General features: G+C 66.0%; 20 protein-coding genes. 11 read left to right on the top strand and 9 right to left on the bottom strand.

The window, feature by feature from the left end; genetic code table 11:
* Window positions 1–37 precede the first annotated feature (37 nt).
* Window positions 38–565 carry a carboxymuconolactone decarboxylase family protein gene (locus HV701_RS20670; RefSeq protein ID WP_175134879.1) on the top strand — a complete coding sequence of 176 codons (528 nt, stop codon included), beginning with the start codon at window positions 38–40 and terminating at the stop codon, window positions 563–565.
* Window positions 566–597: 32 nt separating this feature from the next.
* Here the strand turns inward: HV701_RS20670 and tal are convergent, their stop codons facing one another.
* Complete coding sequence (gene tal, locus HV701_RS20665; protein WP_175134878.1) at window positions 598–1551, bottom strand: transaldolase; 954 nt, start codon at window positions 1549–1551, stop codon at window positions 598–600.
* A 222-nt stretch (window positions 1552–1773) separates the two neighbouring features.
* Between tal and carA the strand changes: the two genes are divergently transcribed.
* The 4 genes from carA (at window position 1774) to HV701_RS20645 (ending at window position 8006) form a co-directional block, all read left to right on the top strand.
* On the top strand, window positions 1774–2928 hold the full coding sequence (gene carA / locus HV701_RS20660) for a glutamine-hydrolyzing carbamoyl-phosphate synthase small subunit (protein WP_175134877.1): 1155 nt from the start codon (window positions 1774–1776) through the stop codon (window positions 2926–2928).
* A 10-nt stretch (window positions 2929–2938) separates the two neighbouring features.
* Entirely contained in the window at window positions 2939–6181 is a 3243-nt protein-coding gene (gene carB / locus HV701_RS20655) for a carbamoyl-phosphate synthase large subunit (RefSeq protein WP_175134876.1), read from the top strand.
* A gap of 66 nt (window positions 6182–6247) precedes the next feature.
* Window positions 6248–7144, top strand: coding sequence for a lipid A hydroxylase LpxO (lpxO, locus tag HV701_RS20650; RefSeq protein WP_175134875.1), 897 nt, complete (start codon window positions 6248–6250; stop codon window positions 7142–7144).
* A gap of 88 nt (window positions 7145–7232) precedes the next feature.
* On the top strand, window positions 7233–8006 hold the full coding sequence (locus tag HV701_RS20645; RefSeq protein ID WP_175134874.1) for an SDR family oxidoreductase: 774 nt from the start codon (window positions 7233–7235) through the stop codon (window positions 8004–8006).
* Between the two features lie 16 nt (window positions 8007–8022).
* Here HV701_RS20645 and HV701_RS20640 read toward each other — a convergent pair whose 3' ends face one another.
* From HV701_RS20640 to HV701_RS20615, 6 genes are all read right to left on the bottom strand, one after another.
* The gene (locus tag HV701_RS20640; protein ID WP_175134873.1) at window positions 8023–8667 is read right to left on the bottom strand and encodes a histidine phosphatase family protein; all 645 of its coding nucleotides are present in this window, start codon (window positions 8665–8667) and stop codon (window positions 8023–8025) included.
* Window positions 8664–9608: a LysR family transcriptional regulator gene (locus HV701_RS20635; RefSeq protein ID WP_175134872.1), complete on the bottom strand. Its 945-nt coding sequence runs from the start codon at window positions 9606–9608 to the stop codon at window positions 8664–8666. Before HV701_RS20635 ends, HV701_RS20640 begins: the two co-directional genes overlap by 4 nt.
* Before the next feature lie 24 nt (window positions 9609–9632).
* On the bottom strand, window positions 9633–10718 hold the full coding sequence (locus tag HV701_RS20630) for an ABC transporter ATP-binding protein (protein ID WP_175134871.1): 1086 nt from the start codon (window positions 10716–10718) through the stop codon (window positions 9633–9635).
* A 16-nt stretch (window positions 10719–10734) separates the two neighbouring features.
* Window positions 10735–12444 carry an ABC transporter permease gene (locus tag HV701_RS20625; RefSeq protein WP_175134870.1) on the bottom strand — a complete coding sequence of 570 codons (1710 nt, stop codon included), beginning with the start codon at window positions 12442–12444 and terminating at the stop codon, window positions 10735–10737.
* A gap of 87 nt (window positions 12445–12531) precedes the next feature.
* Window positions 12532–13857, bottom strand: coding sequence for an ABC transporter substrate-binding protein (locus tag HV701_RS20620; protein ID WP_175134869.1), 1326 nt, complete (start codon window positions 13855–13857; stop codon window positions 12532–12534).
* A gap of 128 nt (window positions 13858–13985) precedes the next feature.
* Window positions 13986–14408, bottom strand: a complete 423-nt coding sequence (locus tag HV701_RS20615; RefSeq protein ID WP_175134868.1) for a FlxA-like family protein — start codon at window positions 14406–14408, stop codon at window positions 13986–13988.
* Between the two features lie 131 nt (window positions 14409–14539).
* Between HV701_RS20615 and HV701_RS20610 the strand changes: the two genes are divergently transcribed.
* A complete protein-coding gene (locus tag HV701_RS20610; RefSeq protein ID WP_175134867.1) occupies window positions 14540–15850 on the top strand; it encodes a solute carrier family 23 protein in 1311 nt (436 codons plus the stop codon).
* A 44-nt stretch (window positions 15851–15894) separates the two neighbouring features.
* Here HV701_RS20610 and HV701_RS20605 read toward each other — a convergent pair whose 3' ends face one another.
* The gene (locus HV701_RS20605; RefSeq protein ID WP_175134866.1) at window positions 15895–17505 is read right to left on the bottom strand and encodes a methyl-accepting chemotaxis protein; all 1611 of its coding nucleotides are present in this window, start codon (window positions 17503–17505) and stop codon (window positions 15895–15897) included.
* Between the two features lie 711 nt (window positions 17506–18216).
* On the opposite strand from HV701_RS20605, the gene greA reads away from it, so the two are divergent.
* Window positions 18217–18693: a transcription elongation factor GreA gene (gene greA / locus HV701_RS20600; protein ID WP_175134865.1), complete on the top strand. Its 477-nt coding sequence runs from the start codon at window positions 18217–18219 to the stop codon at window positions 18691–18693.
* A 141-nt stretch (window positions 18694–18834) separates the two neighbouring features.
* Here the strand turns inward: greA and HV701_RS20595 are convergent, their stop codons facing one another.
* The gene (locus HV701_RS20595) at window positions 18835–19437 is read right to left on the bottom strand and encodes a YhbY family RNA-binding protein (RefSeq protein ID WP_175134864.1); all 603 of its coding nucleotides are present in this window, start codon (window positions 19435–19437) and stop codon (window positions 18835–18837) included.
* Between the two features lie 18 nt (window positions 19438–19455).
* On the opposite strand from HV701_RS20595, the gene HV701_RS20590 reads away from it, so the two are divergent.
* The 4 genes from HV701_RS20590 to glmM all read left to right on the top strand — a co-directional run bounded on the left by HV701_RS20590 (window position 19456) and on the right by glmM (window position 24419).
* The gene (locus tag HV701_RS20590) at window positions 19456–20088 is read left to right on the top strand and encodes an RlmE family RNA methyltransferase (protein ID WP_175134863.1); all 633 of its coding nucleotides are present in this window, start codon (window positions 19456–19458) and stop codon (window positions 20086–20088) included.
* A 228-nt stretch (window positions 20089–20316) separates the two neighbouring features.
* The gene (gene ftsH, locus HV701_RS20585) at window positions 20317–22215 is read left to right on the top strand and encodes an ATP-dependent zinc metalloprotease FtsH (protein WP_175134862.1); all 1899 of its coding nucleotides are present in this window, start codon (window positions 20317–20319) and stop codon (window positions 22213–22215) included.
* An 18-nt stretch (window positions 22216–22233) separates the two neighbouring features.
* On the top strand, window positions 22234–23079 hold the full coding sequence (gene folP, locus HV701_RS20580) for a dihydropteroate synthase (RefSeq protein ID WP_175134861.1): 846 nt from the start codon (window positions 22234–22236) through the stop codon (window positions 23077–23079).
* Window positions 23076–24419, top strand: a complete 1344-nt coding sequence (glmM, locus tag HV701_RS20575) for a phosphoglucosamine mutase (protein WP_175134860.1) — start codon at window positions 23076–23078, stop codon at window positions 24417–24419. The genes folP and glmM overlap by 4 nt, the downstream gene beginning before the upstream one ends.
* The last annotated feature ends 193 nt before the right edge of the window (window positions 24420–24612 follow it).

The raw sequence follows: 24612 nt of genomic DNA, 5'->3' as shown, positions 1-24612 counted from the left end.
GCCTTAGGATCTTCGTTTTCATCCCTATGGAGTTTTCATGGCACGTCTTCCCTACGCCGATCTGTCCCATCCCGAGGCGCGGCCGTTGGTCGAACGTATCGTCGCCGAGCGCGGCAGCGTGCTGCATCTGTACCAGATGCTGCTGCACAGCCCGGCGGTAGCCGGCGGCTGGCTCAACTACCTGACTTCCATCCGCCAGTTGTCGACCCTGCCGGGCGATATCCGCGAACTGGTGATCATGCGGGTGGCGGCGGTCAATGGCGCGCCCTACGAAGCCGACCAGCACGCGCCGATCGCGCTGAAAGAGGGCGTGTCGCAGGCCCAGCTGGATGCCTTGCCGGACTGGGAGGCGTCGACGCTGTTCAGCGAACGCGAACGCGCGGTGCTGGCCTACACCGACGCCATGACGCGCCAGGTGCAGGTGCCCGAGCCTGTGTTCCAGGCGGCGCGCGCCGCCATGGGGTCGGAAAAACTGATCGTCGAGCTGACCGCCACGGTCGCCGCCTACAACATGGTGTCACGCTTCCTGGAAGCGTTGCAGGTGCATTCGCACGACCATCGCTGAAGGCCCGCCCGGGCGTGGCCCGGCCGGGCCGGTCAGGCGCGCTGCGCCTCGATCAGCGCGTCCAGCTTGATGGCATCGGCCACGAAGGCGCGGATGCCCTCGGCCAGCTTGTCGCTGGCCATGGCGTCGTCGTTGAGCTGGGTGCGGAAGGCCACTTCGTCCGAGGCGACGCGGGCGATGTCGCTTCCCACCGCGTCGGCGCGCAGTTGCGGCGGCGCGTCGCCTTCGGTCTGCGCCAGCTGGGTCAGCAGCTCGGGACTGATGGTCAGCAGGTCGCAGCCCGACAGCGCGAGGATCTGGCCGACGTTTCGAAAGCTCGCGCCCATGATCTCGGTGGCGATGCCGAAACGCTTGTAGTACTGGTAGATGCGGGTCACCGACTGCACGCCGGGGTCGCGCGCGCCGGCATGGTCGGCCTCGACCCATGCGGCTCCGGCCGCCTTCTTGTGCCAGTCGTAGATGCGGCCGACGAAGGGCGAGATCAACTGCGCCTGGGCGTCGGCGCAGGCTACCGCCTGCGGCAGCGAGAACAGCAGCGTCAGGTTGCAGCGCACGCCCTCGGCCTGCAGCGCGCGGGCGGCCTGGATGCCTTCCCAGGTGGAAGCGATCTTGATCAGCACGCGTTCGCGCGGCACGCCAGCGGCTTCATACAGCGCGATCAAGGCGCGCGCGCGCTCGATGGTGGCGCGGGTGTCGAACGACAGACGCGCGTCCACCTCGGTCGAGACGCGGCCGGGCACGATGTCCAGGATGGCGCGGCCGAAGGCGACCAGCAGGCGGTCCATCAGTTCGGGGGTGGGGGCGCCGCGGTGGTCGCGGGCGGTCTTTTCGAGCAGCGGGCGGTAGGCATCCTGCTGCACGGCCTTGAGAATCAGGGACGGATTGGTGGTGGCGTCGGTGGGACGCAGCGCCTTCATCGCTTCGAAATCGCCGGTGTCGGCGACAACGGTGGTGTGATTGCGCAGGGCGTCAAGTTGGCTGGGCATGGGCAATACGGCTCGCAACATCGGGGTTGAAGGTGTCTTAGCGTATCACCGCCGTGGCGGCGGCGCTGTCACCGTTGGTATGGCGGCGGCAGGGCGCGGATGGACGGGCGCGGCACCTGAAATCTCCGATCTCAGCCTTATTTGGCGCGGTTCCCCGGGAAAAACGCCCGCTCAAGGTATAATTCCAAGGTTTGATTATCGATTCTAAAACCGGGGTTTACTGTGCTGCCGCAACTCTTTCCCGAGGGGATCAACCGCTTCCCTCCTGCAATTCTGGCTCTGGCGGACGGTACCATTTTTCGAGGCGTGTCGATCGGTGCGCCTGGCCATACCGTCGCCGAAGTGGTGTTCAACACCGCGATGACCGGGTACCAGGAAATTCTCACCGATCCCAGCTATAGCGGCCAGATCGTCACGCTGACCTATCCGCACATCGGCAACACCGGCGTCAACGCCGAGGACGTCGAAGCCAACCGTGTCTACGCCGCCGGCCTGGTGGTGCGCGACTGTCCCGCCCGCGTGTCGAACTTCCGTTCCACGCAATCGCTGCCCGAATACCTGTCCGAACAGGGCATCGTCGCCATTTCCGGCGTCGACACCCGCAAGCTGACCCGCATCCTGCGTGAAAAGGGCGCCCAGGGCGCCTGCATCTTCGTCGGCACCGACGCCGAGCGCGCCGTCGAACTGGCGCAAGGCTTCGCCGGCATGGCCGGCCAGGACCTGGCCAAGGTCGTCTCGATCAAGTCCAGCACCACCTGGACCCAAGGCACCTGGCAACTGGGCGAAGGCTACACCCAGCCCGAGCAGTCCAGGTTCCATGTCGTGGCCTACGACTTCGGCATCAAGTCCAACATCCTGCGCCTGCTGGCCGACCGCGGCTGCCGCCTGACGCTGGTGCCGGCCGAGACCAGCGCCGAGGACGTCCTCAAGCTCAACCCCGATGGCGTGTTCCTGTCCAACGGCCCCGGCGACCCCGAGCCCTGCGACTACGCCATCGACGCCACCCGCGTGTTCCTGGACAAGAAGCTGCCGGTGTTCGGCATCTGCCTGGGCCACCAGATCATGGGCCTGGCGGTGGGCGGCAAGACGCTCAAGATGAAGACCGGCCACCACGGCGCCAACCACCCGGTGCAGGACCTGGCCTCCAAGCGCGTCTTCATCACCAGCCAGAACCACGGTTTCGCGGTCGACGCCGCCAGCCTGCCGGCCAATGCGCGCGTCACGCATGTCTCGCTGTTCGACGGCACGCTGCAGGGCTTCGAGCTCACCGACCGTCCGGCCTTCTGCTTCCAGGGCCACCCCGAAGCCAGCCCCGGTCCGCACGACATCCTGGAGCTGTTCGACAAGTTCATCAGCCTGATGTCCGGCCAAAAGTAAAGATTGCATCATGCCCAAGCGTACAGACCTAAAAAGCATTCTCATCATCGGCGCCGGCCCCATCATCATCGGGCAGGCCTGCGAATTCGACTATTCCGGCGCGCAAGCGTGCAAGGCGCTCAAAGCCGAGGGTTACCGCACCATCCTGGTGAACAGCAACCCCGCCACCATCATGACGGACCCGGAAACGGCCGACGTCACCTACATCGAGCCCATCACCTGGCAAGCCGTCGAAAAGATCATCGAGCGTGAAAAACCCGATGCGCTGCTGCCCACCATGGGCGGCCAGACCGCGCTGAACTGCGCGCTCGACCTGGCCCACCACGGCGTGCTGAAAAAGCACAACGTCGAACTGATCGGCGCCAACGAGCACGCCATCGAAAAGGCCGAGGACCGCCAGAAGTTCAAGCAGGCCATGACCGACATCGGCCTGGAATCGGCCAAGTCGGGCGTCGCCCACAGCATGGACGAAGCCTGGGAAGTGCAGCGCCGCATCGCCGCGGAAGTCGGCACCTCGGGTTTCCCCGCCGTGATCCGCCCCAGCTTCACCATGGGCGGCTCGGGCGGCGGCATCGCCTACAACGCCGAAGAATTCGAAACCATCTGCCGCCGCGGCCTGGAAGCCTCGCCCACCAGCGAACTGCTGATCGAAGAGTCGCTGCTGGGCTGGAAGGAATTCGAGATGGAAGTGGTTCGCGACAAGGCGGACAACTGCATCATCGTCTGCTCCATCGAGAACCTGGACCCCATGGGCGTGCACACCGGTGACTCCATCACCGTGGCGCCGGCCCAGACGCTGACCGACAAGGAATACCAGATCATGCGTAACGCATCGATCGCGGTGTTGCGCGAGATCGGCGTGGACACGGGCGGCTCGAACGTGCAGTTCGCGGTCAACCCCAAGAACGGCCGCATGATCGTCATCGAGATGAACCCGCGCGTGTCGCGTTCGTCGGCGCTGGCGTCCAAGGCCACGGGGTTCCCCATCGCCAAGGTCGCCGCGCGCCTGGCCGTGGGCTACACGCTGGACGAGCTCAAGAACGAAATCACCGGCGGCGCCACGCCCGCCTCGTTCGAACCGTCGATCGACTACGTGGTCACCAAGGTGCCGCGTTTCGCCTTCGAGAAATTCCCCACCGCCGACGCACGCCTGACCACCCAGATGAAGTCCGTGGGTGAAGTCATGGCCATCGGCCGCACCTTCCAGGAATCGTTCCAGAAGGCGCTGCGCGGTCTGGAAGTCGGCGTCGACGGCCTGAACCAGAAGACCTCCGACCGCGAAAAGCTGCAGGTCGAGCTGGGCGAACCCGGTCCGGAACGCATCTGGTACGTGGGCGATGCCTTCGCTCAGGGCTTCTCGCTGGACGAAGTGCACAACATCACGCACATCGACCCGTGGTTCCTGTCGCAGATCAAGGAAATCGTCGATATCGAGCTGGCGCTCGAACAGAAGACGCTGTCCGACCTGGACCAGGCCACGCTGTGGGAACTGAAGCGCCGCGGTTTCTCCGACCGCCGCCTGGCATTCCTGCTGGACACCGTCGAATCCGAGGTGCGCAAGCTGCGTCACCAGCTGAACGTGCGTCCGGTCTACAAGCGCGTGGACACCTGCGCCGCCGAATTCGCCACCCGCACGGCCTACATGTACTCGACCTACGAGGAAGAGTGCGAAGCCGCGCCCACCGACCGCAAGAAGATCATAGTGCTGGGCGGTGGCCCGAACCGCATCGGCCAGGGCATCGAGTTCGACTACTGCTGCGTGCATGCCGCGCTGGCGCTGCGCGACGACGGGTACGAGACCATCATGGTCAACTGCAACCCGGAAACCGTCTCGACCGACTACGACACCTCCGATCGCCTGTACTTCGAGCCGCTGACGCTCGAGGACGTGCTGGAAATCGTCCACAAGGAAAACCCGGTCGGCATGATCGTCCAGTACGGCGGCCAGACCCCGCTGAAGCTGGCGCGCGCGCTGGAAGCCAACGGCGTGCCGATCATCGGCACCAGCCCCGAATCCATCGACATCGCCGAAGACCGCGAGCGCTTCCAGAAGCTGCTGAACAAGCTCGGCCTGCGCCAGCCGCCCAACCGCACGGCCCGCACCGAAGCCGAGGCCCTGGCCCATGCCGCCGAAATCGGCTACCCCCTGGTGGTGCGTCCCAGCTACGTGCTGGGCGGCCGCGCCATGGAAATCGTGCACGAGCAGCAGGACCTCGAACGCTACATGCGCGAGGCCGTCAAGGTCAGCAATGACTCGCCGGTGCTGCTGGACCGCTTCCTGAACAACGCCACCGAAGTCGACGTCGACTGCCTGGCCGACGGCGAAACCGTCTTCATCGGCGGCGTCATGGAACACATCGAGCAGGCCGGCGTGCACTCGGGCGACTCCGCCTGCAGCCTGCCACCGTACTCGCTGTCGGCAGACGTCATCGCCGAGATCAAGCGCCAGACCTCCATGATGGCCAAGGCCCTGAACGTCAGCGGCCTGATGAACGTGCAGTTCGCCATCCAGGGCGGCGACGTCTATGTGCTGGAAGTGAACCCGCGCGCCTCGCGTACGGTGCCCTACGTGTCCAAGGCCACCGGCCTGCAACTGGCCAAGATCGCCGCGCGCGCCATGGCCGGCCAGACGCTGGCGGCCCAGGGCATCACCCGCGAAGTCGTGCCGCCTTACTTCTCGGTCAAGGAAGCCGTGTTCCCGTTCGTCAAGTTCCCGGGCGTGGACACCATCCTGGGTCCGGAAATGAAGTCGACCGGCGAAGTCATGGGCGTGGGCACCAGCTTCGGCGAAGCCTTCGTCAAGTCGCAGCTGGCCGCCGGCGTGCGCCTGCCGGAATCCGGCACGGTGTTCATCAGCGTGAAGAACCAGGACAAGCCCCGCGCCGTGGAAGTGGCGCGCGGCCTGCACGCCCTGGGCTTCAAGCTGGTCGCCACCCGTGGCACCGCGGCCGAGATCGAAGCGGCCGGCATTCCGGTGCAACTGGTCAACAAGGTCACCGAAGGCCGTCCGCACATCGTCGACATGGTCAAGAACGGCGAGATCGCGCTGGTCATCAACACGGTCGAAGAGCGCCGCAACGCCATCGTCGACTCGCGTACCATCCGGACGCAGGCGCTGGCCGCGCGCGTGACCTTCTTCACCACCATCGCCGGCGCCCGCGCGGCCGTCGAAGGCATGCAGTACCTGCGTCAAGGCCTCGGCCTGCAGGTCTATCCGCTGCAGGAACTTCACGCGTCTTTGTTGGACAAATAGTCTTTGTTGGACAAATAGTGCTTGGGCGCGCAGGGGGCGCGCTTCAAGTGAGTCAAGGACAAAAGAATGAAGTGGTTCATTCTGGCGTTGTTCATCGTGTGCGCCACGGTCGTCCACTACCGTGGCCGCATACGACACCGGTTCTCGCGGCAGGCGTTGGATCACTCCACCTTCACCGCCCCGCTGAACTGTTTCATGTACGCGTTCTCCGGCGTGCCCAACAAGCCCTATCTCGACCTGGATCAATTCCCTGAATTGAAGGTCTTGCTGGACCACTGCGAGGACATCCGGGCCGAGGCCGTCAACCTCTACGGGGACGGCCACATCAAGGCCTCGGACAAGTACAACGACGCGGGTTTCAACTCGTTCTTCAAGACGGGTTGGAAGCGCTTCTACCTGAAGTGGTACGACGCGGACCATCCCTCGGCCGAGGCCCTCTGCCCGGTCACCACCAAGCTGCTGGCGGGCATCCCGACCATCAAGGCGGCGATGTTCGCCTCGCTGCCGCCCGGCAGCCGCCTGCCGCGCCACCGTGATCCCTACGCCGGTTCGTTGCGCTTTCACATGGGCCTGATCACGCCGAACAGTCCGGACTGCTACATCAATGTCGATGGCCAGGAATACCACTGGCGCGACGGCGAGGCGGTGGTGTTCGACGAGACCTTCATCCACTACGCCGAGAACAAGACCGACCAGAACCGGATCATCCTGTTCGCGGACGTCGAGCGCCCCATGCGTTACCGCTGGGCCCAGGCGTTCAACCGCGTGGTCGGCGGTTTCCTGTTGCGCGCGGCGGCCGCGCCCAACCAGGAAGGCGACGCCACTGGCGGCATCAACCGCATCTTCGGCGTGGTCTATGCCGTGCGCCGTTTCGGCAAGGCGCTCAAGAAGAAGAGCAAGCCGCTGTACTACCTGTCCAAATGGGCGCTGGTGGCGGCGATCTTCGCGCTGATCTTCCTGTAAGCCGCGCTCCGGCGTTCCTGTAGCATAGCGGGCGGAGCCTCTCATCCGGGAGGCTCCGCCCTTTTCATCCGACCCGGGGCCAGCCTCCATGGACAGAGTATTCATCACCGGCGCCAGCAGCGGCCTGGGCCGCGCCCTGGCGCAGCGCTACGCCGCCAGCGGCGCCACGCTCGGCCTGCTGGGCCGGCGCGAGGACGCGCTGCGCGAATTGGCCGCCAGCCTGCCCGGCCAGCACCGCTGCTACGCCGTGGACGTGTGCGATCGCCAGGCGCTGCATGCCGCCGCGCGGGATTTCATTGCCTTCTGCCAAGGGCGGGTGGACGTGGTCATCGCCAGTGCCGGCATCAGCGCCGGCACGCTGACCGGGCAGCACGAGGACTACGACGTTTTCAAGGCCATCGTCGATACCAACCTGTTGGCGACGGTGGCCACCTTCGAGCCGTTTGTCGAGCCGATGCGCGCGGCCGGTGGCGGCCGGCTGGTGGGCATCGCCAGCGTCGCCGGCGTGCGGGGGTTGCCGGGCGCGGGCGCCTACAGCGCCTCGAAATCGGCGGTGGTGACCTACTGCGAAAGCCTGCGGCTGGAACTGGCGGGCGACGGCATCCGCGTCGTCACCATCGCGCCGGGCTACATCAGGACCGCGATGACGGCCCACAACCCGTACAAGATGCCGTTCCTGATGGACGCCGACAAGTTCGCGCAGCGCGCCCATGCGGCCATCGGGCGCGGCACGTCCTACACGGTGATCCCGTGGCAGATGGGTGTGGTGGCGAAGCTGATGCGCCTGCTGCCCAACGTGGTCTACGACCGGCTGGCGCGCAACGCGCCGCGCAAGCCGCGCAAAGCGGACAAGGCCGGCTGAGCCGGCGCGCAGGCCATCACGGCACCACGTCGTCGCCGACTTCCGCGGCCACGTGGTCCACGTCGCCCCAATCCAGCACTTGCCACTGGCGGCCGCGCACGCCGACGCGATTGATGCTGACATTCAGCAGCGCCGCGTCGCGCGGCGCGTTCAACGGCACGCCGCTGGCATGGCGCCAGATGATGTCCAGCACGCCGCCGTGGGTGAACAGCAGGATGCGCTCGCCCTCATGGCGGCCGGCGATGTCGTCCACGGTTGAAATCACGCGCGACTGGAACTGGCCCAGTGTCTCGCCGCCGTCCAGCGCGCGCAGGGGATCGCGGCTGCGCCAGGCGGAAGCGGCTTCGGGCGCCAGCACGTCGATGCGTTCCAGGTCCAGCCCCTCCAGCACGCCGAAACCGCGTTCGCGGATGCCGGGTTCGATCCGCACGCGCAGATCCAGTTGTTCCGACACCGGCGTGGCGGTGGCGTGGGCGCGCTGCAGGTCGCTGCTGTAAATGGCGTCGATCGGCGTGCTGCGGGCCTCTTCGCGCAGGCGCGAGGCCAGCAGGCCTGCCTGGTTGCGGCCGAATTCGTTCAGGGGGATGTCTTGCCAGCCCTGCAGGCGGCGCTGGCGATTCCAGTCGGTTTCGCCGTGGCGGATGAACCAGATTTCAGTCATTGGGGTGTCGATTCGGTGGGGAAGGGCGCGACGGCGGGCGGATCGGACGCGACCGGGGCGCGCGGCTTCCAGATGGCTTGAATGATCGAGCTTAACGCGACCAGCGCGGGCTCGCTAGCGCGTTCGTAAGGCAGGATGAAGCCCAGCAGCGCATCGGCGCGGGCCTGGCCCCACACCATGAAGTCGCCCGAGGCCGCGCCGGCCAGCGCCGTTTCCTCGCGCAACAGCGCGCAGCCGGCGCCGGCCCGCACCAGCGCTTCCAGGTTGGCCTGGTCGTCGTTCTGCATGGCCACGCGCGGCGACAGCCCGTGGCGCTCGAACATGTCGCGCAACAACAGATGGGTGTGGCTGCCGGCGGGGCCGTCCAGCCACGGCAATTGCGCCACTTCGCGCCAGCCGCCACGTTTGAGCACCGCGGCGTGCTCGCGCGGTAGCGCGATGCGATAGCGCACGCTGCGCAGCGGCATCCAGAGCACGCCGCGCGGTGGATGCGCGGCAATGGTCAGCGCCGCCGGCAGCCGGCCGGTGCTGACCTGTTCGGCCAGCACCGCGGTGGGCAGCGTCTGGGTCTTCAGCTCGACCAGCGGCAATCGTTGCGTAATGGCCGCGGCCAACTCGCCCAATCGCAGGAAGTCCGGTTTCTCGCTGGGCAGGCCCAGTTCGACCGCGCCCTGCAGGCTGCCCTGCAACTGTTGCGCCTCGGATTTGAATTGTGCGCCCAGCACCAGCAGCGATTCGGCGGTGGGCAGCAGCATCTCGCCGGCCTTGGCCAGCGCCAGCCGCCCCCCGCTGCGGTCGAACAGCGCCACGCCCAGGCTTTGCTCCAGCGCCTTGATCTGCGCGGTCACGGCCGGCTGGGTCAGCGACAGCGCTTCGGCGGCCCGCGTCAGGTTGCCCAGCCGGGCGACCGTGACGAAGGCGCGGATCTGATAGATTTCCATGCCGCCTTTGTAGGGGAAGCGGGCTCAGGCGGCAAGCAGCCGCACCTGGGTCGGCTCCAGTCCGATCGATACCGGCGCGCCCGCCGGGAACGGCGACAGTCCCGCCAGGTGCGACTGGTCGGCCGTCAGGCGCTGTTCGCCGATCTGCACCTGGTAGCGGGTGAATTCGCCCAGGAACTCGCTGCTTTCCACCACGCCCGGCAGCCACACATAGCGCGCGTCGCCCAGTCCGTCTGCCATCTCGATCTGCACCGTATGCGGCCGGAAACTGGCCGCCAGGCGCTGCGCCAGCGGCGCCTCGGCCGCCAGCGGCAGGTGCAGGTCGCCCACGCCCTCCACCGCCAGCACCACGCTGCCGCTGGTGCGTTCGCGCACCTCGCCTTCCAGCACATTCATGGTGCCGACGAAGTTGGCCACGAAGCGGTTCACCGGATAGTCGAACAGCGTGTTGGGCGCGCCGATCTGCTGCACCACGCCGTGATCCAGCACCGCCATGCGGTCGGCGGTGGTCATGGCTTCTTCCTGATCATGCGTGACGAAGATGGTGGTGATGCCCAGGCGCCGTTGCAGGCTCAGCAGGTCCTGGCGCATCTGCACGCGCAGCTTCTTGTCCAGGTTCGACAGCGGCTCGTCCAGCAGCAGCACTTGCGGCTCGATCACGATGGTACGCGCCAGCGCCACGCGCTGCTGCTGGCCGCCGGACAACTGGTTGGGACGGCGGCGCGCGTATTGCGACAGGCCCACCAGTTCCAGCGCGGCCTCGACCTTGGCGCGGATCTGCTCGCGCGGCAGCTTGCGTTCGACCAGTCCGAACGCGACGTTGTCCCACACGGTCATGTGGGGCCACAGCGCGTAGTTCTGGAACACCATGCCGATATTGCGATCCCATGGCGGGATGGCGCTGATGTCCTTGCCATCGACCAGCAACTGGCCGGCGTCCTGGCGGTTGAAGCCCGCGATCAGCCGCAGCAGGGTGGACTTGCCCGAGCCCGAGGGCCCCAGCAGGGCGAAGAATTCGCCCGGTTCGATGTGGATGTTGACGTCCTTGAGCACTTCGGTCCTGCCATACGACAGCCGGATGTTGCGGCATTCAACGCTGACTTTCTTCATGTCGATTCCCCTTGATTCAAGCCGTCTCGTCGTGACGCGCCGGGCGCTGGCGCGCCTGGGCGCGCTCGACCAGCAGGTGCGAGACATACGTGCCGATCGCGACCGCGACCACCGCCAGCACCCCCAGCGCCGCGCCCGGGCCCCGGCCCGCCGCGCTCTGCATGTACAGATAGATGCCATAACTCATCGGCGCCTGGCTGTCCTTGGTGACCAGCATGATGGTGGCCGACAGCTCCACCGCCGCGGTCACGAAGCTGGTGACAAAGCCAGCCAGCATGCCGCCGGCCATCAGCGGCACCACCACCCGCCGGATGGTGCGCAGGCGCGTCGCGCCCAGCGATTGCGCGGCTTCCTCCAGCGACACGTTGATCTGCTGCAGCGCCGCCACGCATGAGCGTAGCGCGTACGGCAGCCGCCGCACCGAGTACGCGATCATGATGATGATCCACGACGAGGTCAGCAATGTGCCGGTGCCCGGGATCTCCACGCCACGGAAGGTGCGCAGCAGGCCGATGGCCAGCACGATGCCGGGGATCGCCAGCGCCGCCGAGGCCAGCAGATCCAGCCACTGGCGCGCGGGCAACCGGGTGCGCAGCATCAGGTAGGCGATGGCGGTGCCCAGGATCACGTCCACGCCCGCGGCCAGGCCGCAATAGAGCAGGGTATTGGCGATCATGCCCTGCGACTCGCTGAAGACCGCGCTGTAGTGGGCCAGCGTGTAACCGTCGGGCAGCGGCGCGAAGCTCCAGACGCTGGCCAGCGACAGCAGCAGCACGCCCATGTGCGGCGACAGCACCAGCAGCAGCACCAGGATGATCCAGCCATAGGCCAGCACGCTTTCCGCGGGCCGCAGCTTGCGCTTCTGGATCGAATTGCCGCCCTTTTGCAGCGTGGAATAGTCGCGTCCCTTCAGAACCCGCGCCGACAGCCACAGCGCCAGGATCGAGAAGGCGATCATGATTACGCTGATCACATACCCCAGCGGATCCTCCAGCCCCACCTGCGTGATGCGCAGATAGGCCTGCGGCGCCAGCATGTTGGTGGTGCCCAGCACCAGCGGCGTGCCGAGGTCGTCGAACACCTTCACGAACACCAGCGAGGCGCCGGCCACATAGCCGGGCAGGGCCAGCGGGAAGATCACGCGGCGAAACAGCCGGAAGCCGCGCGCGCCCAGGTTGAAGGCCGCTTCCTCCATGGCGCCGTCGATATTGCGCAGCGCCACCACCAGGTTCATCAGGATGAACGGGAAGTAGTGCAGGGCTTCGACGAAGATCACGCCGTTCAGCCCCTCCATGAACGGAATGGTGACGCCGAACCAGTCGTCCAGCAGCAGGTTGACACTGCCCGAACGGCCGAAAATCAGTTGCATGGCCACCGCGCCGACGAACGGCGGCATGATCAGCGGCAGCACGCCCAGTGTCTGGATGATGAGGGCGCCGCGAAAGTCGAAGCGCACCGTGAAGTACGCCAGCGGCACCGCGATCAGCGAGGCCAGCAGCGCCGACCAGCCCGCCACATAGAGGCTGTTGAAGAACGCCTCCAGCATCAGCGGCTGGTTGAAGAACGCGCCGAAATGGCCGATGGTGAAGCCGCCATCGGCATTGACGAAGGCACTGTAGAACACCGTGCCCACCGGCACGACCAGGAACAGCGCAAGGAAACCCAGCACCAGGAGCGCGGCCAGCATGGGGCCGGCGGGCAGGCGTGAATGGCCCGGAAGATTCATCGAGATTCCCGTAATGGTTCAAGACAGCCCGCCCGCGGCGGGGGGCGGCCGGACGGGGCGAATCCCTCCGTCCGGCAGGGGCCGGGCTTAAAGCGCCGCGGCTTCCCGCGCCAGCTTCACGGCCTGTTCGTAATTGCTCTTGGCCGTGCCATTCCATTCGCCTTCCAGCTGCGTGATCTGCTGGTTGACCGCGGCGTCCTTCTTGTTGCCGCTGAAGATCTTCAGGAAGGCGGGATCCGCGGCCTGCTTGCCGTCGACCAACGGCGTCCAGGCCAGCTTGCGGGCCTGCGCCAGCAGTTCGGCCGGTTTGCCGCTCTTGGCCTTGTCGCCCAGTTTGGCCTCGGCGTCATAGATGGCCTTGGTGGCCGCCTGCAGCTCCTTCAGGCGGAACGTGACCGTCTGGTCGTACAACGACTGCACCACGTAATAGCGGCTTTGCGACAGATCGGCATTGAACTGCACCTTGCTGCGGCGCGCGATATCGGCCGGGTCGGGATAGCCCTTTGGCACCTTGCCGCCCAGCGCCGCGTATGGCAGCACCGGCAGGCGCGAGATCTTCGGTTCCAGCAGCAGTTCCTGTCCCGCCTGGCTGAGAGTGAAGGCGATGAACTTCTTGCCTTCCTCGGTATTCTTGGCGCCTGCTATCAGGGCGATGTTGGCCGGCACGATGGCGGTCTCGGAGGGATAGACGAATTCCACCGGGAACTTCGAATACTTGCTCGACAGGCCGAAGAAGTCGATCACCGGCCCGGCCCCGAACTGGCCGTTGTTGACCCCGTCCGGCACGCCGAACGAACGTTCGGTCACGGTGCTGCTGTTGCCCGACATGCGCAGCAGCGTATTCCAGCCATCGTCCCAGCCCTCGCCCTGCAGGATGGTCTCGACCGTCAGGTGCATGGTGCCCGAGCGCGACGGCGAGGTGATGCCGAGGTGGCCGAACCAGTGCGGCGCCAGCAGATCCTTCCACTCGACCGGCGCGGGAATCTTGTGCGCCTTGATGTAGCGCGTGTTGTAGACGATGCCGTAGCCGGCCAGCGCCTGGCCCAGGTACATGCCGCTCGGATCGTTGATGGGATAGTTGCCGATCTTGTCCGGCACGTCCTTGTTGGCGACATCCGAAGACTTGGCCAGCAGCTTGTCGCGCCCCAGCACCTCGAAGGCATCCGGCGCGCTGGCCCAGAACACTTCCGGACGCTGGCCTGCCGGCGTTTCGCGCACATAGGCGATGCCGGACACGGTGTTCTTGTTGAGGATTTCCAGCGTGATGCCGGGGTTGGCCTTTTCGAATGCGGTCTTGTAGGCCTGGGTCAGATCTTTCGGGAACGACGTGATCACCGTGACGGTGCCCGCCAGCGCGGGGGCGGCGCAGGCGGCCAGCAGCGCCCCTGCAAGGGCTGTGCGCATTGCATGCATGGTTTGTCTCCGTGGTTTTTTGATTTGTCCGGAGACCTTAGCGGCTACGCGCGCCGCCAGTCCAATCACAAATTTTGATGCGCGCCATCAGCCCGGCGGGCATTCGGGAGAACCCGCGCCAATGGCCCCTAGGCCGTGGCCGAGACGCCACCGTTCGCCTTGGCCATCGCCTTGATCTTCTCGTTCATCACCTGCTGGATCTGATTCATGATCTGCAGCGCCTGTCCGTTCAACGCCTGCAACTGGGTGGCCTTCTGTTCGGCCGACGCGTTGCTGTCGCGCACGCGAGCGATCTGCTCCATCACGCGCTTGAGCTGGCGCTGCAGTTCCTTGATCTGGCGGGTGTAGTGGTCGTCATTTTCGGACGATTCGGTTTCCTCGGCCTGGCCGACCTTCATGGCGCCGGCATTGGTGACGCGGATCTTGCCGTCGGGGGTGACGGTGACGCCCTTGTTGTCGTCCTTGGCATCCTTGTTGGCCTGGATTTTCTGCGCCCACAGGTCTGCCATGCTGCCGATGCGTGAGGTGCCGCTGATGGAATCGATGGCCATGGAGATCTCCGGGAAGGGGATTGATCGGGGTTTCCACTAATACGGCATGCCGGCGCGGAACTTAAGTTGCCGCCCGTTCCCGGCCCCCTTTACACTGGCGCCCGCTCACACCAATCATTCCCGGGGATTCCATGTCCAATTCCTATTTTCCGCGCTGGCGCCTGGCGGACGACGCCGAGCCCGGCGTCATCATTGCGCCCGACGAACGGCTGTCCTGGCCCAAGAATGTGGCCATGGGCGCCCAGCACGTGGTGGCGATGTTCGGCTCCACCGTGCTGGCGCCGCTGCTGATGGGCTTCGACCCCAACGTGGCCATCCTGATGTCGGGCATCGGCACCCTGATCTTCTTCCTGTTCGTGGGCGGCCGCGTGCCCAGCTACCTGGGCTCCAGCTTCGCTTTCATCGGCGGCGTCATCGCCGTCACCGGCTACGCCGGAGGCGGGGCCAACGCCAACATCGGCGTGGCGCTGGGCGCCATCATCGCCTGCGGCCTGGCCTACACCCTGATCGGCGTGCTGGTCTGGATCGCCAACGGCCGCGCCGGCGGGGGCGCCAACTGGATCGACGCGCTGATGCCGCCGGTGGTGACCGGCGCCGTGGTTGCGGTGATCGGTCTGAATCTGGCGCCCATCGCCGCCAAGGGCGCCATGGGCGCCTCGGGCTTCGACAGCGCCATGGCCATCGTCACCATCCTGTGCGTGGGGGGCATTGCCGTCTATACCAAGGGCATGGTGCAGCGCCTGCTGATCCTGGTGGGCCTGATCCTGGCCTGCGTGGTGTACGCGATCTGCGCCAACGGCCTGGGCCTGGGCAAGCCGATGGACTTCGCGGCCGTGTCGGCCGCCGCCTGGCTCGGCCTGCCGCACTTTGCCGCGCCGGTGTTCAAGGCCGAGGCGATGGGCCTGATCGTGCCGGTGGCCATTATCCTGGTCGCCGAGAACCTGGGCCACGTCAAGGCGGTCAGCGCCATGACCGGCCAGGACCTCGACCGCTACCTGGGCCGCGCCTTCGTCGGCGACGGCGTGGCCACGATGGTGTCGGGGGCGGTCGGCGGCACCGGCGTCACCACCTATGCCGAGAACATTGGCGTGATGGCGGTCACCCGCATCTATTCGACGCTGGTGTTCGTGATCGCCGCGCTGATCGCCATTGTGCTGGGCTTTTCGCCCAAGTTCGGGGCCCTGATCCAGACCATTCCGGCGCCGGTGCTGGGCGGCATGTCCGTGGTGGTGTTCGGCCTGATCGCCATCGCCGGGGCCCGCATCTGGGTCGTCAACCAGGTCGACTTCAGCGACAACCGCAACCTGATCGTGGCCGCGGTCACGCTGGTGCTGGGCGCGGGTGACTTCACCGTCAAGCTGGGTAACTTCACGCTGGGCGGTATCGGTACCGCGACCTTCGGCGCCATCATCCTGTACGCCCTGCTGCGCCGCAAGAAATAAGGGCACAGCAGGGCGCGGGGGAGCATCGCGTCCGCCCGGGCCGCTCAGGAGCGCGACAGCCGCGACGCCGGCGCCCTGCCGTCCACCGGCAGCGGCGTCGCCTCGATCACCTGGCCCGACTGGGTTTTGAACACCGAGGTCGCTTCCGCCAGGCGCCGCGCCTGCTCCTCCATCGCCGACGCGGCGGCCGAGGCCTGCTCCACCAGCGCGGCGTTCTGCTGCGTGACCTCGTCCATCTGCGAGACGGCCAGGCTGACCTGGTCGATGCCCCCGGCCTGTTGCGAGGAGGCCGCCGAGATCTCGCCCATGATGTCGGCCACCCGTTGCACCGAGGTCACGATCTCGTCCATGGTCTGGCCGGCCGCGGCGACCTGGGACGATCCGGCCGCGACCGTTTCGACCGAGCTTTCGATCAGCGTCTTGATTTCCTTGGCCGCCTGCGCGGCGCGCTGCGCCAGGCTGCGCACCTCGCCGGCCACCACCGCGAAACCCTTGCCCTGTTCGCCTGCCCGGGCCGCCTCTACCGCGGCGTTGAGCGCCAGGATATTGGTCTGGAAAGCGATGCCGTCTATCACCGAGACGATCTCGGCGATGCGGCGCGAACTGTCGGAAATGCCCTGCATGGTGGCCACGACCTGGCTGACCGTATGGCCGCCGCGCTGCGCCACCTCCATGCTCACCCCTGCCAGTTGGTTGGCCTGGGCCGCGTTCTCGGCATTCTGCTTGACCGTGGCGGCCAGCTCCTCCATGGTCGAGGCGGTTTCCTCCAGCGCCGCGGCCTGCTCTTCGGTGCGGGTCGACAGATTGGCGTTGCCGGCGGCGATCTCGGCCGCGCCCACATTGATTTCTTCCACCCCCTGGCGCACCGTCGTCACCGTGCGGTTCAGGCCGTCCTGCATACGCCGCAGCGCCGAAAACAGCATGCCGATCTCGTTGTTAGAGCGGGCCTCCACGCGCTGGGTCAGGTCGCCGGCGGCGATCCGGTCGAAGTGGCGGCCGGCGTCCTGCAACGGCAGCAGCACTGCGCGCCGGACGAAGGCCCAGCACAACAGCGCCAGTAGCAGGGCGGCGGACAGGAGCACCACGGCCGACAGCCGCGCCGTGGCATAAGTGTGCTGCGAGCGCGCCAGCACGCCATCGCTGCGCTCCTGTACCCGCGCCAGGAACGCCTGCATGTCGCTGGCGAACGCGGCGTCCGCCTGCGGTACCCGCGGCGCGGCTTGCTGGTAGCGGGCGAGCGCGCCTTGCTTGAGGGCCGCGTCCAGCTCGTCCAGTGCGGCCGCATAGGCGTTGAACCGCCCCTGCAGGATCTGCGCCAGCTCTTGGCCGCGCTCGCTCTTGGGCACGGCCATGTAGCGGGTGAAGCGTTCGCGGGCCAGTTGCAACTGGCCGGCGGCCGCCTCCGTGGTCCGGCCGCCGGCTCCCGCCTGCAGATCGGCCAGCCCCGCCCCCAATGCCAGCCGGGCGCGCAGCAGGGCGGCGTTGGCTTCATACAGTGGATCGACCTGGTGTACGGCCACATTATTCAGGTCTTCGATTTCACGCACGCTGCTTTCGGCATTCATCCAACTCAAGCCGCAAGCCAGGGCCAGGGTAATCACAAAACAGGCCAGTACCAGCATCATGCCCGTACGGACTTTCAGTTTTTGCAGCATGGCAGCTCCCGTTCCCGAACGCGCTCCGCCGCAGGCGCGGGCCTGTGCCCATAGGCGCTGCGATGGAGGGGCGGACGTCGCGCCGGATGACTGCGATGCGCCCGCACAACCTTGCAACACGCACAATCAATCGCTGTGCGCGGCGGCCGTAAGGGCCGGGCCGCGCATTCCTTCGCTTGCAGATTGGAAAATGCCGGCGCATACCGGCATGTATTTAATTGTTATTAATAGGCCATTTTTTTTGGTTATACCTTTTTTATTCAATGCAATATGGCGTTTTTACATAAACCCCGCTGAAAATACCGGGACTCGGGGTTTATCCGTGGCGCCAAGTATCTTTTATGCAACGCCGGGTAGCGGTATGGAATCAACGGGTTTTAGCGGGTTACAGCGCCGAAATGCGCCGAAAACATGGTTTTCTCCGGCCGCTTGCAATTCCCTCGGACTTTGACCACAATAGGGACTTGATTGCCCCGGTTCCGACCCGAGCCGGGGTTTTGTTTTGGTCGCAGCTTGCCGCATTCGTCCGGCGGGCCGGCCCGAGCGGGCGCAAGGGGATCCATCGGGTTCGACTTTGCCCGTCCCTGGCCGTTCCGTTCCTGGCGTTGCCCGTCCCGATCCGCTTTCGACGGCGCCCATGCGTCAGGTCCAAGACCTTCACACCGAGAACGCTCCGTCGGGGGCGTTTTCTACTTTTGTTTGGGAAACGACATGTCTGCCATTCCTTTGACCGTGCGCGGGGCCGAGCGCTTGCAAGAAGAGCTCCAGCGGCTGAAAACCGTGGAACGTCCCGCCGTCATCAACGCTATCGCCGAAGCGCGCGCGCAGGGCGATCTGTCGGAAAATGCCGAGTACGACGCCGCTCGCGAGCGCCAGGGTTTTATCGAGGGCCGGATCGCCGAACTTGAAGGCACGCTTTCCAATGCCCACCTGATCGATCCGTCCTCGCTCGAAGCCGAGGGTCGTGCCGTGTTCGGCGCCACCGTCGATATCGAAGACCTGGATTCGGGCGATCGCGTGACGTACCAGATCGTCGGCGACGTCGAGGCCGATATCAAGTCGAACCTGATTTCCGTGTCGAGCCCGGTGGCGCGCGCGCTGATCGGCAAAAGCGAAGGCGATGTGGTCGAGGTCAAGGCCCCGGCTGGCGTTCGCGAATATGAAGTCCTGAGCGTGCGTTACATTTGACGCCAGCGCTTGAGCGGTAAAATCAGCAAAACACCATAGCCTCTGCCCCGAACCGGGCATCCGGCAGGATTCCGGCGGCGCTATCGTGGAAAGCCATGGTGGATCGGGCGCGTAAAGCGCCCGTTTTTGTGCCCGGCGGCGCTATCGCTTGGTCGACGAACGGCGGCTGGTGCCGCTGCGTGCCCCGGCCCGCAGGCTCAGGGCGCTGCCGGCGCGGCGCGGAATGCCGTGGCTGCCGGAAGCGGTTTTCTTGTTGCTGGGACGCATCGGTTTGCCGTTCTTGTTGAGCTGGTCCTGCGGCACGAAGCGCGTCTTCGGCTTGGGCTCTTCGGTTTCGGAACGGCGCGGACGCTTGGCCAGGGTCTTGCCCTCGGCGGCCAGCTTCTTGGGCGTGTGCGGCTCGGAGGCGCGGCGCTTGGCGGGGCGTTCAGGCTCGGCGGCGGCCAGCGCGGCGGGCTTGATGTTGCCGGCCAGCGGGCGGAACAGGATCAGGGTCTTGCCCAGGTGGTGCACCGGGGCGCAGGACAGGGTCTCGCAGATGGTCGACAGCATGGCCTCGCGGGCCTCGCGATCGTCGCCGCCGGCCCGGACCTTGATCAGGCCGTGGGAAGTGAGTGCCAGGTCGATTTCCTTGAGCACGGCTTCGGTCAGGCCGTTGTCGCCGATCAGGACGACGGGGCGCAGAGGGTGAGCGGCGGACCGAAGGTCGCTGCGCTCACGAGAGGTAAGTTCTAATATAGGCATGCGTGGAATTGTACGGTAATGGCCAAGAATAAATTCTCCAAAGACTGGATTCACCAGCACATCAACGATCCCTATGTGAAGATGGCGCAACAGAAGGGCTACCGGGCCCGCGCCGCCTTCAAGCTGATCGAGATCCTCGACGCCGAGAAGCTGCTGCGGCGCGGCGATCTGGTCGTCGATCTGGGCTCGGCCCCGGGCAGCTGGTCGCAGGTGGCGCGCGAGCGCCTGGCGGGCCCGGGCGGGGTGGTGGACGGGCGCATCATCGCTCTGGACATGCTGCCCATGGAGCCGGTGGCGGGCGTCGAATTCATCCAGGGCGACTTCCGCGAAGATGACATTTTGAAACAGCTGGAGGATCTGGTCGGATCGCGCGCGGTGGACCTTGTAATTTCCGACATGGCCCCCAACTTGTCAGGCGTGGGTATCGCCGACGCCGCGCGTATCGAGCACGTGTGCGAGCTGGCGATGGAGTTCGCGCTCGCCCACCTCAAGCCCAACGGGGCGCTGATTGTCAAGGCATTCCACGGAACCGGCTTTTCGCAGATCGTGGAGTCCTACAAGCGGCACTTCAAGCGGGTGGTCGAGCGCAAGCCGAAGGCATCGCGGGACAAGTCCTCCGAAACCTTTTTGGTCGCCCGTGATCTGAAATAGCCCGCGCCGGGGTTCGTGCCCCGGTGTCACAAGAACCTACCGGCCCGAGCGCGGCCGGCCTGCCGAGACAAAGACCAGAAAAATCACGAATCAGACGTAACTTAGCGGCCCGCCCCTTCCCAGGACGCAACCCGGTCCGACAGGGTAGAATGGGCTATTGACATACTTGTGACTGTGCCATACGCGGGTGCGCAGTCGCCGGTCGGAATCGAAAGCAGGAGATCGACCTTGAATAATTCATTTTCGAAAGTCGCCGTCTGGATGGTGATAGCCCTGGTGCTATTCACGGTCTTCAAGCAGTTCGACGGACGCGCGCAGACCCAGGACGGCGTGACCTACACGCAGTTCATGGATGACGCCAAGGCGGGCCGTATCCGCAAGGTGGACGTGCAGGGCGGCGCCGGTGGCGACGTGCTCTACGTCACGCCGGACGCGGGCCGTCCTTACACGCTGACCTCGCCGGGCGACCTCTGGATGGTTTCCGACCTGCTCAAGTACGGCGTGCAGGTATCGGGCAAGCCGCGCGAAGAGCAGTCGCTGCTGATGAGCATCTTCGTGTCCTGGTTCCCCATGCTGCTGCTGATCGGCGTGTGGGTGTTCTTCATGCGCCAGATGCAGGGCGGTGGCAAGGGCGGCGCGTTCAGCTTCGGCAAGTCGCGCGCCCGCATGCTCGACGAGAACACCAACCAGATCACCTTCGCCGATGTCGCTGGCTGCGACGAAGCCAAGGAAGACGTCCAGGAACTGGTCGACTTCCTGCGCGACCCCAGCAAGTTCCAGAAGCTGGGCGGCCGTATCCCGCGCGGCGTGCTGATGGTCGGTTCGCCCGGTACCGGCAAGACGCTGCTGGCCAAGGCCATCGCCGGCGAAGCCAAGGTGCCGTTCTTCAGCATTTCCGGTTCGGACTTCGTTGAAATGTTCGTCGGCGTGGGCGCGGCCCGCGTGCGCGACATGTTCGAGAACGCCAAGAAGCACGCGCCCTGCATCATCTTCATCGACGAAATCGACGCGGTCGGCCGCCAGCGTGGCGCCGGCCTGGGCGGTGGCAACGATGAACGCGAGCAGACGCTGAACCAGATGCTGGTGGAAATGGACGGCTTCGAGTCGGGCCAGGGCGTCATCGTGATCGCCGCCACCAACCGCCCCGACGTGCTCGATCCGGCGCTGCTGCGTCCGGGCCGCTTCGACCGCCAGGTCGTGGTGCCGCTGCCCGACATCCGCGGCCGCGAGCAGATTCTGAAGGTCCACATGCGCAAGGTGCCGCTGTCGCCCAACGTCGACGCCACCATCCTGGCGCGTGGCACCCCGGGCTTCTCGGGCGCCGACCTGGCCAACCTGGTCAACGAGGCCGCGCTGTTCGCCGCGCGCCGCAACGGCCGCACGGTCGACATGTCGGACTTCGAAAAGGCCAAGGACAAGATCATCATGGGCGCCGAGCGCCGCTCGATCGTCATGCCCGAAGAGGAACGCAAGAACACCGCGTACCACGAGTCCGGCCATGCCATCGTCGCCCGCATGCTGCCCAAGACCGACCCGGTTCACAAGGTCACCATCATCCCTCGCGGCCGCGCGCTGGGCGTGACGATGCAGTTGCCCGAGTCCGACCGCTACAGCATGGACAAGAGCCGCCTGCTGTCGACCATCGCGGTGCTGTTCGGCGGCCGTATCGCCGAAGAGCTCTTCATGAACCAGATGACCACCGGCGCCTCGAACGACTTCGAACGCGCCACGGCCATCGCCCGCGATATCGTCACGCGGTACGGCATGACCGACGAGCTGGGCCCGATGGTCTACGCCGAGAACGAAGGCGAGGTCTTCCTGGGCCGCAGCGTGACCAAGACCACGCACATGTCCGAAGCCACCATGCAGAAGGTGGATTCCGAGATCCGCCGCATCATCGACGAGCAATACGGCGTGGCGCGCAAGATCCTGGAAGACAACCGCGACAAGGTCGAGGTCATGACCGCCGCGCTGCTCGAATGGGAAACCATCGACGCCGACCAGATCAACGACATCATCGAGGGGCGCCCGCCGCGTCCCCCGAAGACGCCGCAAGGCCCGTCCGATACGTCGGATACGCCCCCGACCGGGCTGGCCGCCGGCGGTAACACGGCAGCCGCGGTCTGAGGTCTTTCGTCCTGATTTATGGCGAATAACTTCCTTTGCGGGCGCTTCGAGTTTGATCTCGAGCGCCCGCTTGTCATGGGAATCGTCAATGTCACGCCGGATTCGTTTTCCGACGGCGGCCAACACGACGATACCGATTCCGCGGTGGCGCACGCGCGCCAGCTGATTGCAGAGGGTGCCCACATCCTCGACCTGGGGGGCGAGTCCACGCGGCCCGGCGCCGAGCCGGTGTCCGTCGCCGACGAGCTCGATCGGCTGCTGCCGGTGATCGAGGCGTTGCGCGATTGCGGCGCGCCGCTGTCCATCGACACCTTCAAACCCGAGGTCATGCGCGCCGTGCTGGATGCCGGTGCCGATATGATCAACGACATCTACGGCTTCCGGCAGCCCGGCGCCATCGAGGCGGTGGCGCGGTCGCGCTGCGGGTTGTGCGTGATGCACATGAAGGGCGAGCCGCGCACCATGCAGGCGACACCGCCCGAATATTCCGACCTGATCGGTGAAATCGGTCTCTTCCTGGGGGCGCGGGCGCAGAAATTGCGCGCGGCCTGGGTCGATCCCCGACGCATCGTGCTGGACCCTGGCTTTGGGTTCGGCAAGACCGCCGACCAGAACTTCCAGTTGCTGCGCCGGCTGTCCAGCCTGCGCAGCGGCGGCTATCCATTGCTGATCGGCCTGTCGCGCAAGAGCATGATCGGTCAGGCCACCGGCCGACCGGTCGGCGACCGGTTGTCCGGCAGCATTGCCGCCGCGCTGGCCTGCGTGGCTCGTGGCGCCTCCATCGTGCGGGTGCACGACGTGGCGGCCACGGTCGATGCGCTCAAGGTCTGGCAGGCGGCCGAACAAGGAGCAATCAGTTCATGACTCAACGCAAGTATTTTGGGACTGACGGGGTGCGCGGCGAAGTCGGCGGCCCGGTGATCAACGCCGAATTCGCCCTGCGCCTGGGCTACGCCGCCGGCCGCGTGCTGGCGCGCGAGCATGCGGTGCGCGGCGGTAGCCGCCCGCAGGTCGTGATCGGCAAGGACACCCGTATCTCCGGCTATATGCTGGAATCGGCGCTGGAGGCCGGCCTGTCGGCCGCGGGTATCGACGTGCTGCTGGCCGGCCCGATTCCCACCCCCGCCGTGGCCTACCTGACCCGCGCGCTGCGCCTGGTCGCCGGCATCGTGATCAGCGCCTCGCACAATCCCTACCAGGACAACGGCATCAAGTTCTTCTCGGCCCAGGGCATGAAACTGCCCGACGAAATCGAGACCGCCATCGAAACCGCGCTGGACGAGCCGCTGGGCTGCGTCAGCTCGGAAGGGCTGGGGCGGGCGCGCCGCATGTCGGACTCCCAGGGCCGTTACATCGAATTCTGCAAGAGCACCTTCCCCAACGATCTGGACCTGAACGGCATGACGATCGTGGTGGACGCCGCCCATGGCGCCGCCTACAACATCGCGCCGCACGTGTTCCGCGAACTGGGCGCCGAGGTGCATGCCATCGGCGTGCATCCGGATGGCTTCAACATCAACAAGGGCGTGGGTGCGCTGCATCCGGAACTGCTGGCCAAGGAAGTGAAGGCGCGCGGCGCCCAGCTCGGCATCGCTCTGGACGGCGACGCCGACCGGCTGCAGATGGTGGACGGCGACGGCCGCATCTACAACGGCGATGAACTGCTCTACGCCATCCTGCGCGAGCGCATGCAGCGCGGCAAGGTCGACGGCGTGGTCGGCACGCTGATGACCAACTTCGGCTTCGAACGCGAATTGCAACGCCTGGGCGTGGGGTTCGAACGCGCCAACGTGGGCGACCGCTACGTGCTCGAACAGATGCAGGCGCGCGGCTGGCTGTACGGCGGCGAGAGCTCGGGCCACCTGTTGTGTCTGGATTGCCACTCCACCGGCGACGGCATCGTGGCGGCCCTGCAGGTGCTGACGGCGTTGCGCCGCAACCAGGTCACGATGGCGCAGTGGGTCCAGGACCTGCGTATGTATCCGCAGAAGATGATCAACGTGCCGCTGGCGCCAGGCCAGGACTGGAAAACCCATGCCGGCCTGAGCGCGGCGCGCCAGGCGGTCGAGGCCGAACTGGCTGGGCGCGGCCGCATCCTGATCCGCGCTTCCGGCACCGAGCCCAAGCTGCGCCTGATGGTCGAAGCCGAGGACGAGGCCCTGGCCGTGGCCTGCGCCGAGAAGCTGGCGGCCAGCCTGGGATAACCGATTTTTGCCTCGATCGGACATGGCCATTCATTGTTTTGCGATGAATGGCCATTGTTTGTGAATAGTCCGTATTTGTTTGTAAAGTTTTGTCGAGCTTTGCAGGAATTGGGCGCCATCGCTCCGAACTAAACTTCATAGTCACGTAACATATTGGTCAAGTCTTTGACATACAGGGCGTCCAAACTGACCG

The organism is Achromobacter pulmonis (genome assembly GCF_902859765.1).
Taxonomy (GTDB): domain Bacteria; phylum Pseudomonadota; class Gammaproteobacteria; order Burkholderiales; family Burkholderiaceae_B; genus Achromobacter; species Achromobacter pulmonis.
This window is presented reverse-complemented; position numbering and strand designations above follow the sequence as displayed.